Source organism: Streptococcus mitis (genome assembly GCF_023110375.1).
Classification (GTDB): Bacteria; Bacillota; Bacilli; order Lactobacillales; family Streptococcaceae; genus Streptococcus; species Streptococcus mitis_CI.
In genome coordinates this window covers 80653-95435 of the sequence record NZ_JALDVV010000003.1, presented here as the reverse complement: position 1 = coordinate 95435, position 14783 = coordinate 80653, and the positions used below count along the sequence as shown (strand labels likewise).

At 41.8% G+C, this 14783-nt stretch carries 12 protein-coding genes; all 12 read right to left on the bottom strand.

The annotated features are described in order from the left end of the window. Positions 1-3789 (bottom strand): glycoside hydrolase family 2 TIM barrel-domain containing protein, encoded by a 3789-nt coding sequence (locus M1G12_RS03755; protein ID WP_247949414.1) that lies wholly within the window; start codon positions 3787-3789, stop codon positions 1-3. A 184-nt stretch (positions 3790-3973) separates the two neighbouring features. After that, positions 3974-4858, bottom strand: a complete 885-nt coding sequence (locus M1G12_RS03750; protein ID WP_004235732.1) for an SPFH domain-containing protein — start codon at positions 4856-4858, stop codon at positions 3974-3976. A 164-nt stretch (positions 4859-5022) separates the two neighbouring features. Then, entirely contained in the window at positions 5023-6528 is a 1506-nt protein-coding gene (gene adcA / locus M1G12_RS03745; protein ID WP_049543207.1) for a zinc ABC transporter substrate-binding lipoprotein AdcA, read from the bottom strand. Between the two features lie 9 nt (positions 6529-6537). Then, positions 6538-7344: a metal ABC transporter permease gene (locus M1G12_RS03740; RefSeq protein ID WP_000950030.1), complete on the bottom strand. Its 807-nt coding sequence runs from the start codon at positions 7342-7344 to the stop codon at positions 6538-6540. Beyond that, the gene (locus M1G12_RS03735; protein ID WP_125443258.1) at positions 7337-8041 is read right to left on the bottom strand and encodes a metal ABC transporter ATP-binding protein; all 705 of its coding nucleotides are present in this window, start codon (positions 8039-8041) and stop codon (positions 7337-7339) included. The genes M1G12_RS03740 and M1G12_RS03735 overlap by 8 nt, the downstream gene beginning before the upstream one ends. Further along, positions 8041-8481 carry a zinc-dependent transcriptional regulator AdcR gene (gene adcR / locus M1G12_RS03730; RefSeq protein ID WP_001249308.1) on the bottom strand — a complete coding sequence of 147 codons (441 nt, stop codon included), beginning with the start codon at positions 8479-8481 and terminating at the stop codon, positions 8041-8043. The genes M1G12_RS03735 and adcR overlap by 1 nt, the downstream gene beginning before the upstream one ends. A gap of 154 nt (positions 8482-8635) precedes the next feature. Then, positions 8636-9904: a D-alanyl-lipoteichoic acid biosynthesis protein DltD gene (dltD, locus tag M1G12_RS03725; RefSeq protein ID WP_049543209.1), complete on the bottom strand. Its 1269-nt coding sequence runs from the start codon at positions 9902-9904 to the stop codon at positions 8636-8638. Next, positions 9897-10136 carry a D-alanine--poly(phosphoribitol) ligase subunit DltC gene (gene dltC, locus M1G12_RS03720; protein WP_000351967.1) on the bottom strand — a complete coding sequence of 80 codons (240 nt, stop codon included), beginning with the start codon at positions 10134-10136 and terminating at the stop codon, positions 9897-9899. Before dltC ends, dltD begins: the two co-directional genes overlap by 8 nt. A gap of 13 nt (positions 10137-10149) precedes the next feature. Next, positions 10150-11394 (bottom strand): D-alanyl-lipoteichoic acid biosynthesis protein DltB, encoded by a 1245-nt coding sequence (dltB, locus tag M1G12_RS03715; RefSeq protein ID WP_247949413.1) that lies wholly within the window; start codon positions 11392-11394, stop codon positions 10150-10152. Continuing rightward, positions 11391-12941 (bottom strand): D-alanine--poly(phosphoribitol) ligase subunit DltA, encoded by a 1551-nt coding sequence (gene dltA / locus M1G12_RS03710; RefSeq protein WP_237447147.1) that lies wholly within the window; start codon positions 12939-12941, stop codon positions 11391-11393. The genes dltB and dltA overlap by 4 nt, the downstream gene beginning before the upstream one ends. A gap of 20 nt (positions 12942-12961) precedes the next feature. Then, positions 12962-13093: a teichoic acid D-Ala incorporation-associated protein DltX gene (locus M1G12_RS03705; RefSeq protein WP_000813667.1), complete on the bottom strand. Its 132-nt coding sequence runs from the start codon at positions 13091-13093 to the stop codon at positions 12962-12964. A gap of 310 nt (positions 13094-13403) precedes the next feature. Beyond that, the gene (locus tag M1G12_RS03700; protein WP_237447146.1) at positions 13404-14582 is read right to left on the bottom strand and encodes a ryptide export MFS transporter; all 1179 of its coding nucleotides are present in this window, start codon (positions 14580-14582) and stop codon (positions 13404-13406) included. Between the last annotated feature and the right edge of the window lie 201 nt (positions 14583-14783).

Here is a 14783-nt window from a genome sequence, read left to right as displayed (position 1 = left end):
CTATTTCCTATCTACATTTTTCTTCACTTTTTTGGCATGTACTTGCAATTCTGTTAACGCTAGAGGGCTTGCCAAGCCTTCAAATCGAAGACGAAGGGCATAAGTCTCTACCTTATCAAATTCAAAACGAAGCTCTTCATCCTTGTCGCTTGAAACTTTTCGGATAGCTGATACAGGGCGCCAATTCTCCTCTTGCTTGAGCAGGGAATCCTTATCCAAATGATTTGGAGTCCGAGGTAAGCTAGGCTCATTCCCTATGTAATAATCAATAAAGGTCGGCTCAACAGCCACATATTCTTTATTTTCAACATAATACAAGGTCACGTTATCCACAAATCGCGGTTTTAAAATCCCTGCATCTCCAAACAGAATACCGACGCTGGCTTGCTCTGACTTGGTAATCCAAGTATTTGCTGTCGATTTCTTCCGAATAATGACCTTGTCATTGAGGTGAGAGACTGGGTGATTTGGTTCTGAGTGAGAAGCAAAGACCAGAGGCAGGTTGGACCCTGTCCACTGATTGGAAATAACTTCTCCATCTACACTGGCATCTGTCACATGAATGGTGACTGTTGCTGGCAACTCACAGCCCACTACATGTCCTGTGAGAACACATTCTCCTACCTGAGCATAGACTTGAGGATCGAGTTCATCCCAAGTCACCTTGGCCGTATCTCGTCTACCATCTGATAAGACTAGCTTAACTCGGTCTGGTAAGTGTGGTGCTTCCTTGACAAGCGTCCAAATCCTTTCAGGCTCAATAGCGCAAATCCCTTGGACACAAACCTGAGCAGAAGCCTTTAAATCCAAACCCTCTAGCTGACCAGATACCGTAAACTCATGAAAGCTTGCCAGATCTTCTTCGGATATTGCCTCCCAAATAACCTCGACTCGTTTTGCACCCCCGAACTCATAGTCCACCAAAACTGAAGATGGCAGCTGTGGATAAGTTCCCTTAGCTGTATATAAGCGAAGCGGTCGTACAAAAACTGCCTGCCCTAGTGAGGTATTTTCTGCGACCTGCAAATGAGTTTGATAAGTTTTCCCTTGATAAATAGCACTGATAACCAAGTCTCCTGCAGACAAGCAATGAAGCACTCCCTGCTTGATAATAGCGTGGGCACTACCACTCGTCTCCCAAATCACTTCACTATTCCCCACCTTGTTCACAGGGTTATCCACAGTTTGTGGATAAAGTCCAATAGCTGGGGAATCCCCTTCTTGTAATCCTGCCTGCTTGTCCACTCGAATCTCAAACAAGCGCTTATTTTTCACTGGTTGGATAGCCAAAGCCTCTCCCACTAAGAAATCAAAACTTGCTGGCTCTAGCCCTCCAGCACTGGCTTTTACTCTCACATAACCAGTCTTCTCCAAGCTCTGAACTAAAAGGACACCCCTGCCATGAAAGGCTTTCCGCTTAAACCGACCATTTTTCTGAGCTTGGTAACGTTCACGACTGGCCTGCCTGCCATTATCCACACCCACAATGCGAGCAGGGCCCTCAATTTTAAAATGAAGCTGATTGGAAGCAGTCGGAACCCAATTTCCATCCTTGTCCAATAAATCAAAATAGAGATAGAGGAGATCTTGCCCATCTGGCTCCAGTTTTGTTTTCTCGGCATGTAACCCGATTTTGGCTGCCTTACCTGCAGTCACCGCCCTATCTTCTGCCACAATCTGACCTTGACGGTCATAGGCCACAGCATGCAATTCTCCCGGTTGATAAGCCAAACGCCATTCGAGATAGAGCTGGTCAGAACCTTCTCCCTCTTGGTATTTTCTGCCATCTGAAGTCCATTTCTCCTGAAAAGTCTTCCTACCTTGAGATTTTCCATTGAGAAATAGCTCTACAGAACCAGCATTTGAATACACTCGAACAGGGATATCCCCACACTTATCCACAACTTGTTGATAACTCTTGTGGATTTCCCAATTCCAGTGGGGTAGGATATGAACCATGGGATGCTGATCTGCATCCAACCATTGACTTTGATAGAGATAATAGTCATTTTTAGGAATCCCCGCCGTGTCCACAAGCCCAAAATAAGAACTCTTGACAGGCGTGTCATTTTGATTGTGCCAAGGAGTCGGCTCACCGATATAGTCCACCCCTGTCCAGATAAACTGACCCGCATAGTCTAGCCGATTTCTATCCGCTATCCAAGAAGCCGTCGCTGTCTTCCCCCAAGGAACTCGATCATTGCCATAGTCTGACTGTTCAAAATTCCGCACGCGGCGATTATCCCCTACCCATTCCTTATCTGGGCGAAAATAGCTGTCACGCGTCCGTGTAGCTGATGAGGTTTCAGATCCGTAAAGTCGCCACTTGGGATGTCTTTTGCGAATCCCATCAATATTGTCTTCTGAGTAATTCAAGCCCACCACATCCAGCAAATCAGCAATCTTTTCATGGCCTCCAGAACCATCTCCAAAGCGGAACTGATCCATTCCCATAGTCACAAAACGGCTATCATCAACCTCCTTAACCCTTTCTAGCAAGCGTTTGATCGTCTTCAATGAATGAGCATCTCCATTTGCTTCACTGACTTCATTTCCCAAGGACCACATAAAAATCGCTGGATTGTTCTTACCACGCTCAATCATGGTGCGCAAATCATAATCTGACCAGAAATCGCCTGTTTTCGCTTCTGGATGAGTCGCTTCTTCCTCAAAAAAGCGACCATAGTCATATTCTTTCTTGCCTCCATACCAGGTATCAAAGGCTTCTTCTTGGATGAGTAAGCCCATTTTGGCAGACAGATCCAGCAAGATGCTACTGCCTGGATTATGGGTGATTCGAATCGCATTGACCCCCATTTCCTTCATCTGGCGCAAGCATCTCTCAGCAGCTGACTTGTTTTCCACAGCTCCCAATGCTCCGTAGTCATGGTGCAAACAAACCCCATGAATCTTCAACCAGCGACCATTTAGAAAGAAACCCTTATCCGCTTGCCAATCCATATAGCGGTAACCAAAGGTCTCTTCTTCTTCATTAACCAAAATGCCATTTTTGTAAAGACGAGTCTTCAATTGGTAAAGGTGAGGGGAAGCAATATCCCAAAGCAAGGGTTGAAAAATTGATATTGCTTGTTGGAAATGATGTTTGTCCCCAGACTCAATCACTATAGAGTCTGTCGCCTGCCAGTCTGACAGCTGTTGGCCATCATACCAGATACTCTGTTCCAAATACACCGACACGGACTGAGGCCCATCATTTGAAACCTTGCTTTCAAGCTGGGTTTCCACCCAAGATTGCCTTTGTTCCTTTAGCTTGGGACTTTCTATCTTAATCCCATATAAATCCAGATGCACCGAATCTGTAATCAATAATTTTACTTCTCGGTAAATACCGCTACCAGAGTACCAACGACTGCTAGGTTGCTGATTTTCCACAAAAACCGCAAGCTGGTTGGCCGTCCCATCATTTCTTAGATAAGGCGTGATATCATAAGAAAAGGGCGTATAGCCACTGGGATAATAGCCCAGCACTTGCCCGTTGATATAGACTTGGGCATTCATGTAAACTCCATCAAACAACAAACGCACCGATACAAGACTGGCATCTTCTTCCAAGTAAAACTGTGTCCGATACCAGGCTTGACCACCATTTAACTGACCACCCTCATTTTGCGCTGGCGAATACTGGTCAAAATCATTGTAAATACTCCAGTCATGTGGCACTTGAATAGCCTGCCAATTTTCTCTATGAAAATCCGGCGCCAAGGCCTCTTCTTTCCCCACCTCTTGGCTAAAAAACCAGTGATTTCGCAAAACTTCTTCTCTTCTCATACAAGCATTCCTCTTTAAACAAGTCTATCAATTTGACTATATCACAAAACAAAAGCGCTTTCAACACTTCCTCCATCACTCCCTAAATACTCAGAAAAGATTCTATAATTTGTGGAGGAGGATTTTAATCCTCAAAGCTACAAGGGTAATACAAAAAGAGCCTGACTCCAGGCTCTTTAGTCTATTATTTCTTCTCAGCACGAAGGGCTGACAAGATTTGTGTACGGATATCATCCACACCATTTGGCGTATTTGGTAAAAAGATCGTTTGATTGCCTTTAGAGGCAAAGGTATTCAAGGTATCCAAATACTGGTTGGTCAAAAGAATGGACATGATTTGCTCTTCTGTCATACCAACATTGGCTTCCTTGAGTTCTGTGATAGACTCTGCTAATCCATCCACAATCGCTTTACGTTGTTGGGCAATCCCCACACCATGAAGGCGGTCTTTTTCTGCTTCTGCTTCAGCTGCAGTGACGATTTTAATCTTGTCTGCTTCCGCCAATTCTTGCGCTGCGACCCGCTTACGTTGCGCCGCATTGATTTCATTCATGGATTGCTTAACTTCTGCATCTGGTTCGACCTTAGTAATCAAGGTTTTCACGATAATATAACCGTAAGTAGTCATTTCTTCTGCTACTTGGTGTTGAACTTCAAGGGCAATCTCATCTTTTTTCTCAAACAATTCATCCAAGGTTAATTTGGGAACAGAAGAGCGAAGAGCATCTTCGATATAAGATTTAATCTGAGATTCTGGACGCATGAGTTTATAGTAGGCATCTGTCACGCTCTGCTCATTAACACGGTACTGAGTCGCTACATTCATCATAACAAACACATTATCCTTGGTTTTAGTCTCAACCACAATATCGCTTTGCAACAAGCGCAACTGAATCCGCGCTGCAATCGAGTCAATCCCAAAAGGCAAGCGAATATGAATACCGCTATTGGCAACCTTTTGGTATTTCCCAAAGCGTTCAATAATCGCCACCGACTGCTGACGAACCACATAAACTGTACTCAGTGTGACTATCACCAATAGGAGCACACAAACCACCACAAAAATCATCAAAAATGTTGCCATTATCGTGACCTCCATCATTATTTTTCCTGTATTATAGCACATTTAAAGAAGGCTGTGCAGTTTTAACTGCGATTTTTAAAAATAAAATGTTAACCATCTATTTTGTAACTAAAAAGATAGCCTCATACAAAGCTATCCTTTGATTCTCATCAATGCGCCAACATTTCTTGGGCGATTTCTTGTCCAGATAGGTTATCTGGGTAGTAGGTTGGCCAGTTATCCATTTCTTCAAAGAGGGCTTCTTGGCTTGTGCCTCCAAAGAAGATATGGAAATGTTCTGCCTTAACTGGGGCGATATTGTGGTCACTAAACTGAACATACTTGAATTGTCCAGCATCAGCATCTGTGGCTTCAAAGAGGAAGCGCACACCACGATTTCCTTTCTTGTAAGTCAAGATTTTCTTACCAACATACTTGTAAGTATATTTCTTGCTTTGTCCACCTTGAACAAATTCCATAGTGTTATCAGTAATGTTAATCTTAGTCACATCTGTCTGATAGCCTTTTGTATAGTAGGCCTTGTACTCAGCCTGAGTCATCTTACCAGTCAACTTAGCCTTGTAGTCAAAGACTTGGTCAAAGGTTCCATCTTCAAGGAAAGGATAAACTGATTGCCAGTTACCTGCATAGTCACTCAAGGTGCGGTCCTTGACATCTGCATCTTCAAAGTAACCATTTTGAACTGTCTTGGTATCCTCTGCCTTTTCAGGCTCAATTGCTGGGCCTTCTTGGTCCGTTGTTTGTTTCAGAGCCTTGAGGTTTTTCTCCATCACGGAAATGTAGTTTTCTCCAGCCTTGGTGTCCTCTTCTGTCAGACTTTCTAAAGGATTGAGGACATCTGTTTTGACACCTGCCTCTTTTGAAAGTGTGTTAGCAAGGGCTTGTGAAGCATTTTCCTCAAAGTAGATATAGGCAATTTTATTTTTCTTGACGTACTCTGTCAATTCTGCCAAACGAGCAGCTGATGGCTCGGCATCTGGAGAAAGTCCTGAGATAGCGACTTGTTTGAGTCCATAGTCCAAGGCGAGATAGTTAAAGGCTGCGTGTTGCGTTACAAAGCTCTTTTGTTTGGCTTGAGACAAGCCTTCTGCATAAGCCTTATCCAAGGCTTGTAATTTTTCGATATAGGCAGCTGCATTCTTCTCAAAAGTCTCTTTTTTATCAGGATAATCTGCTGACAAGCTGTCACGGATGTGCTCTACTAGTTTAATGGCACGAACTGGTGATAACCAAACATGGGGATCGTACTCATGGTGATGGCCTTCTTCTCCATGGTCATGGTCTCCCTCTTCTTCCTCACCACCTGGCAAAAGCAACATATCGCCTGTCGCCTTGATGGTTTTGACCTTTTTCTTATCCAAGGTATCTAGCAATTTAGGAACCCATGTTTCCATGTTTTCATTTTCATAAACGAAGGTATCTGCATCTTGGATTTTGGCAACTGCCTTGGCAGACGGTTCATATTCATGGGGTTCTGTACCAGCACCGATTAGGAGCTCTACATTAGCCGTATCTCCTGCGACTTGCTTGGTAAATTCATAGACAGGGTAAAAGGTTGTCACAATATTTAGTTTGCCATCTGCCTGCTTTTGATTGGAACAAGCCACTAAAAACAAGGCACATAGACTGGCGAGTAATAAGCTAATTTTTTTCATGTTCATCTCCTATTTGATAAAACGTCTTACTAAACTAATGAGTAAAAAGACAGTTACAAAAATAATGGTAATACTTGCACTTGCAGGTGTTTCTGCATAGTAGGAAATGTAAAGTCCTGCTACCATTCCCAAAAATCCAATAGCACTGGCAAGCAGCATAACCGATTTAAAGTTTTTCCCGAGACGCAGGGCAATACTGGCTGGCAAGACCATAATGGTCGATACCAGAAGAGCTCCCGCAGCTGGAATCATAAGGGCAATGGCCACCCCCGTCACCATGTTAAAAAGAATGGACATGGTACGAACTGGCAAGCCATCCACAAAGGCCGTATCCTCATCAAAGGTCAAAATGTACATCGGACGAAGGAAGAGGAAGGTCAAAATCAAAACAACCGCCGCAATGACAAAGAGGGAAATAACCTGCTCTTCGCTGATAGTCACGATTGAACCAAAAAGATACTGGTCCAAACTCATAGAACTCGAGCTTTTACCCTTGCTCATGACAATCAGAGAAACAGCCAGACCCGTTGACATGAGGATAGCTGTCCCGATTTCCATAAAGCTCTTGTAAACCGTACGGAGATACTCCAGAAAGACCGCCGCAATCAAGACAATAGCAATAGTGGAAATAGTCGGAGAAATCCCTAGTACCAGACCAAAGGCTACACCTGAAAGTGAGACGTGGCTGAGGGTATCACTCATCAAACTCTGACGGCGCAAGATAAGGAAGGTCCCCAATACTGGCGAGAAAAGACTCATGGCAATAACGGCCAGAAAGGCACGTTGCATAAAGTCATAAGATAACAAACTAAGCATGGCCCACCTCCTGATCATTCTCATGAACGTTGAAACAACGCCATGGTGAGTCTTGGTTACGGACTAGATGGATATTGCGGTCCGCATAGTCCTTAACTTCTTCAGGGTCATGGGTAATCATCAAAACAGCCTTGCCATGATGATGGGCGCTGTGGTGCATGAGTTCGTAAAATTCATTTTTACTTCCTGCATCCATCCCCGTTGTCGGCTCATCTAGGATAAATACATCTGGGTCAGAAGCAAACATACGCGCGATCACCGCTCGCTGCTTTTGTCCTCCAGATAGAGACCCCAAGCGTTTGTCTCGGTGTTCCCACATACCAACTGAGTCTAAACTGGCCTTGATATGCTCCTCATCATGAGCATTCAAACGACGGAACCAGCCTTTTCGCGGATAGCGACCTGACTTGACAAACTCATAAACCGTACTTGGAAAACCTGCGTTAAAACTGGCAATCTGTTGAGGAAGATAGGCTATTCTCAATTTCTTACCCTGCGTATTTGTCGTTGAAATAGTCACCTTTCCAATGCGTGGCTGAAGGATTCCAAGACTGGCCTTAATCAGTGTCGTCTTAGCTGCCCCATTCTCCCCTGTCAAGGTAACAAATTCCCCACTATCAACACTATAATTGATATGTTCAAGAACGGGCTCCTTATCATAATAGAAGGATAAATCCTCTACCGTAATATATCTCATTATTTGATTTCTCCTACTAAAGCAGTCAAAAACCGCTGAATAACTTTTTGTTCATTTGGAGTAAACTGAGTCGCCACTTGTTCATAGGTTAAAAGTGTATGCTCATGGTGATGATGGTGCTCCTCAGCGATTGGACGAGCCAAATCAGTCAACTGATAAAAAATCACACGCGCATCCTTAGGATCTTTAGATGTTTCCAACATTCCTTCCTTGACCAAAGACTTAATGGCCTTGGTAACTGCCGCCTGACTGACATTGAGGCGACGGGCCAACTCTGAATTTGTTAAAGATTCCTCTGACAAGAGCATGAGAATGTGCTCCTGAGTATTGGTCAGGGCCACCTCGCTAGTACAATGACCTATTAGGATTTCATGCTGATTTTCCGCCTGCAAAATCACCTCATTTAAAAAGGCATCGATATCCTTCGCTAGCTGTCTCATATCTGACTCCTTTCCTTTTGGACTTCTCTTTATTTTAAGAGAAAAATACTATTCTTTGAAAAATTATTTACTGGTTAATTATATCACAACCAAAAAAAGAGTCAAGAAAAAACGTGAAAACTAGTTTCATCCTTGAACTCTTCTATATTATGATCTATTGAAATTCCTTGACATCTCCATCATAAGTCGCCCAGTCTTTACTGAAAAAGCGCTCATTCAGATGATAAGTCGGAGCTGGTGTGGGATTGGATAGGAAAGGATCAACGGCCTTATCAAATGCCAACCAACCTAACCAACCAAGGTGAATGGTATCCTTCATAAAGAAAGCTTCCCCACCGTCCTTAGAAAAATCTGCTATATTGGTAAAACCTTGACTTTCTAACTGGTAGCGAATCTTCTGCACCGTTTGTTGGTACATATCCTCTCGTAAACCAGCATAGTCCATCCATTTTTTATTAACAGGTGGAATGATAAAAATCGGGTTTACCTTGGATTTAGAAAACTGTGTCAACACTAACTGCAAGTCATTATATTCTGGCGACTTGAGATAGGTAAAATTTTTCTGAGAATCCTTTAATTTATTCAAATCCTTCTTAATCTGTGTATTATAGAAATAATTCTCCATTCCCAGATCATTATTAGAAGTATTCTTTTCTGCATCTGCTTTGACAACATCTTCTATAGCTTGATAAGAAAACTGATCTGGCAAGGTCTTTAAATACTTAGCTACATGCTTATCGTATTTGAAATAGCCTCTAACCGAAAACTGACCAAAAAAGGAAGCTTGACGTTCATTAAAACGAGCCAATAATTCAATCATTTCATTGTCTGCCGTCGACAATTCTTCTTTACTTGCCAACTTCTGAACCAGGTCCTTCATAGCTACATTTGGAAACTGCTGTAGTAAGCGGGTCGCTGCATATTGACTAGCCTGATCTCCAGATTGATGTTCCAGAAAACTCGTCAACTGATCCCCATTAAAATACTGCTGGAAGGCTGCTGGCTCATAGCCATTTTTACTAAACCACTGGGGCGAGATGACATATACAACTTGTTTATTCTCCAGTTGTGGCAACATCTGTTGCATCCCAAAATACTGGTTGAGCGATGCAGCTCCCCTCTGTCCTAAAAGATAGGGGCGATAAGAGCGGTTGTATTTCTCAGCCAATACCGCAGGATGGGCACCGTCAAAACGAAGCCATTCACTGGAGCCAAAGAAGAGAACAAAACGCATATTTGGATCAGATAAGGCTCTGACCTTTTGACTCCGCTCCTTAAAACTTTCAATGGTAGTAGCCACCGCCGAACGCTTTTCAGCTCCCAGATCATGGCGCATCTCAGCAGGATAGAAAAAGATAAGCAGACAAACCAACAAACCAGCTATCAAGACCGGTCCGAAGATCATCCATAAGCGTTTAAGCATTTTGTAGCTCCACAATACCAGCTATGATTTTATTAGCTGTATTCCAGTCGTCACGACCAAACTCTGTTACAGGGACACGAATGTCAAAACGGTTTTCAATCTCCACAATCAATTCAACCGTTCCCATACTATCCAAGACACCTGCGTCAAAAAGATCTTCATCCATCATGTCAGAAACATCTTCCATAAACAACTCATCAATAATTTCGATAACTTCTGATTTGATATCCATATTTTATTTCCTTTTATTTTTTAAACCATAAATCATTCAAAAATCCAGAAAAGATTAAGAATGACAGCATGACGACATGGAAGGTGACAACCATGCCAAGCAACTGAATCCAGCGATTCTCAGGTAGAGCAGGCTTCCCTGATTTTTTCCGCTCCTTATTGAGCGTTTTTTTCTTGCGAATCCAAGCGTCATTGATGACCAGTCCAATCCCATGAAAAAGTCCATAGGCGATGTAGTACCAGGTCACACCATGCCAAAATCCCATAATCAGCATATTTACAATGTAAGCCACGCTTGAGGTTACATTGCGATTTTTAAAGATCTTCTTTCTGGTCAATACCATCACCATTCGCATAAAGACAAAGTCACGGAACCAGAAAGAAAGACTCATGTGCCAACGATTCCAAAATTCCTTTAAATCCCTTGATAAAAAGGGCTTGTTAAAGTTGATGGGACTACGGATTCCCATTAAATTTGAAATGGCTAAGGCAAACATAGAATAACCTGCAAAGTCAAAGAAGAGTTCCAGACCAAAGGTATACATGACTGCCAAGGCATAGTGGTTAAAGAAGCCACCAGACTGCAGGGCTAGATTCTTCAGAGGAGGTAGTAAAGTCTCTCCTAAAACATGAGCTAGGATAAACTTATACAAAAAGCCCCACATGATATAGCGAACAGATTCATCCAACATATCCAGCAACTCATCCCGCTCAGGAATGGTCTGATAATTTTCATTAAAACGCTTAAAGCGATCGATTGGGCCACTTGAAAAGGTCGGCATGAAGAGAAGAAAACGGAGGAATTCCCAGAGGGTAAAATCCTTAATCACTCCATCTCTCAGCTCGATGATAATCCCAACCGAACGAAAGGTCAGATAAGAAATACCCAAGAACCCAAGCAAAGACTGCGTTCCATTGATAGCTGGCTGCACCTTGACAAAGATAATCGGAAGGAGGGATAGAAAGCTAACTAGGTAGAAGACCCACTTGCCATCCTTGCTTTTTCGATAATGCTTGTAGAAAAGCAGGAGCAATATTTCCCAGCAAAGGTAAATACCCAAGGCAGCCAACTGATTGGTCTTCCCACCTACCAACATGGTGACGATAAAGAAAAGACTAACCAGTACTTCATACCAGGCAAAGCGTTTCTTGAAAAAGAGACCGATAAAGATGGGCAAGGTTGCAGCAATCACATAGACAAAATACTGAGGATTGCCGTATGGCTCTAAATGAGGAAGCTGTTGAAAGAACTCCATCATCTCTTATTCACCTCGTTAATCAATCCTTTGATGTCAATCTTTCCATTTGGAGTCAGTGGCAAACTGTCTCGATAAAGGAATTTAGATGGCATCATGTAGGACATCATGATATCTGTTAAATCTTCCTTGATAGCCTTGGTAATATCAATATCTCGCTCAAACTGCTCACGAACACCGTCTTTCAAGATGACATAAGCCAATAGATTTTGCACCTTGTGGTCTTTATTATAACGTGGCACAGCTACAGCAGACTCGATAAAGCGAGACTTATTGAGGTTTTGAGAGACATCTTCTAACTCAATGCGGTAACCGTTGAACTTAATCTGGAAGTCCATGCGTCCGCCGTAGAGAAGTAAGCCTTCATCTGTCATAGTTCCCACATCTCCTGTATGGTAGGCTGGTAGACCTTCAAACTCAAAGAAGGCTTCTGCCGTTTTTTCAGGATTGTTCATATAACCTTTTGAAACAGCTGGTCCAGAAACAATGATTTCTCCCTGTTCGCCATTTGGCAATTTATTGCCTTCCTCGTCAATGATAAAGGTTGGAGAATCAGCCTTGGTATAGCCGATTGGTAGGCGTTTGAGAGTTGCCAACATCTCGTCTGTCACAGCAACAGCTGACAGGGCTACTGTCGCTTCTGTTGGACCGTAGGCATTGATAATATGGGCATTGGGGAAACGCTCACGTAGTTTTTGAGCCGTTTTGACCGTCAATTCTTCGCCATCAAAGTAAAAATGCGTGATACCTGGCATTTTCTCGCTGTTGAAGTCTTCTGATAACATGGCCATATCCGCAAAAGAAGGGGTTGATGTCCAGATAGCGATTGGCAATGAAAAGATGGTCGCAAAGAGTTGCTTAAAGTCCTGAGTAATAGCTGAAGGAAGAGCGAAGAGCGTACCACCCAGTGCCAAGGTCGGTGCCCAGTACATGACAGACAAGTCAAAAGAATAAGGTGGCTGAGCCAGCATTTGCGGACGACTTGGCGTCGCAAATTCCTTGTCCGTAATCATCCAATTGGTAAAGCTGAGGAGATTATCATGTGAAATCTGCACTCCCTTTGGCTTACCAGTCGTACCAGAAGTAAAGATAATGTAGTAATTATCATCTCCCTTGACTGGATGCGTGATTTCATAGTTATTCCCTTGAGCAAAGGCTTCTTGAACCTGAGCTAGAGTCATCATCGATGTAGAAACCTGCTCCAATGGGAAGTCTGAAATGGCAATAATCAAACTTGGCTCCGCTACTTCTAAAATAGCTGAAACTCGCTCCAAGGCCGAATGGCTGTCAATAGGAATATAGGCATGACCTGACTTAGTCAGCGCTACAAAAGTTGCCAACATTTCATATTCTTGGCCACCAAAAACAACCACAGGAGACTTCTCAGGCAAATCCAGTTGATCAATGGCTGCAGCCAAACTATCCGAATCAGCCTTTAAATCTCCATAAGTGTGTTCCTGCCCCAAAACATTGTAAACAGGATAGCTAGGCTGTGTCTGAGCAAAATGCTCAATGGTTTCAATCATATCTACTATTGGTTTATTTGACACAATAGGAATTCTCCTTCAAGTTAAAATTCATTATAGATAAAGCTTCCTTGACCCTGACCAAGATAGCTAAAGAAGTAAAGCAGCCCCAGAAAGATAAGAAAATACAAGGCTGTCCGACCAAGAAAGAGGTACAATTCTTTTCTCTGTTTCATCAAGAAAAACCATTCATTTCTGTAATTTTTGCTAAATAAGATAGACTCTTACTATAGTATTTTTCTACCATTGTACCACTTTATAGGCTAGTTTTTCAATTGTTTACCGTACATTTTCACTAGATTTCAGCTTATTTTAAGGATTATGCGCTTTTTCTATGTATATTTTAAATAGAGTGAGGCTGGGCAAAAACTCAATTTCAGGAGAAAATGAAGGAAATCTTCCCATAATAAAACGCACGATATCAAGTTTTTTCAACACCTGATACTATGCGATTTGCTGATTTTTAAAGACTTTTTAACTAGTCTCTCATTTAAAATAATCTCGTCTGATATAAATTAAAATAGCTTCTATCATCAGACAAATGGCTGATAGCCAAAAACTGATGCTAATACCAAAACTCTCAGTAATATAGCTCATTAGCAAAACAAATACTGAAAATGCTAGTGTCGAAATCACTTCCAGAACGGAATAGACATTAACCAAGTTATTTTCCTCTACTGTTTCCTGAAGAAATACACTTTCAGGAACTTCTTTTAGCTGCGATAACATACCAACTAAAGCTGAAAATACTAAAAACATCTGTGCATTTGGAAAATATAGAATAGTCAGTGTCACTATTGCTATGGCTATAAGAGAAAAAAGAATACTTTCCCATTTAGCAGCGAGAAACTTTTCAGATAGCCGAAAAGCAATTAAGCCACTAATTATAATCCCGATAGAGTATGCTGTATTAGAATATCCCCAGTAACTTTCCGTTTCATTTAATAACTCAGTTACAAAGACAAGTATGATAGACGAAACCCAAATCGTATTTGAGAAAATTTCAAATAAATTTGCTGATACAAAAAGTCTTAATCTAGGATCTCTAGCAACTAACTTCCAACCTTTGAGCAAAATTTCAAGATTAGTTTCTGACTCTAACACCTCCACTTCAGCCTTAGGAAGAAATAACATCAGAAAGCTAGAAATGATATACAAGATTAAAATGATAAACGTGGTAGGTAAGAGACCAATTGTTGCAAACAAGAGTCCACCTAATCCCCAACCCACCAATTGAACAGCTTCACCACTCATTGATAAGGCTGAATTAGCCTTGCCCAAATCGGTCGCATAGCGTGGCACAATAGCATAGGAAACAGGTGCTGCAAAACCATCTAATATGGAAATTGCAACAACAAATAGATAGGTCACCAAAGGCGCTACTGATTGCATTAGTATAAACATCCCTACCAGTATCGATAATAATATAGTCTTTCCAAATTGGGATAAAGATAAAACCCTATTTAGCGCTAACCTTTTAGTAACTAAAGGAACTAAAAGACTAGCAACAAAAGAGGATATCCCTATTAAAATAGGAACTAGTGATGTGGCAATTACTGATTTTGAAATAATGTATATGTTCGCAATGATTGTTACTCTAAAGAAAATATCTGCTAAATTTGCAAACAATTGAGAGACTAACAATTTGATAAATGAATTAGACATATAGCTCTCCTATCTTAGTTGCCAACTTTGGAATTAAAATTTGATTTTTAATATTTTAGCATAAAATAGCAGAAAACAAAAGTGAGATTTTTCACATAAAAAAGCAAAAACTATTGCCTTTATTATTCCTATTTTTTGAAGGAATTATTATCGTTGGAGGCTAGCTCTAAGAAGTTATACTCAATGAAAAAAGCCTGAGAT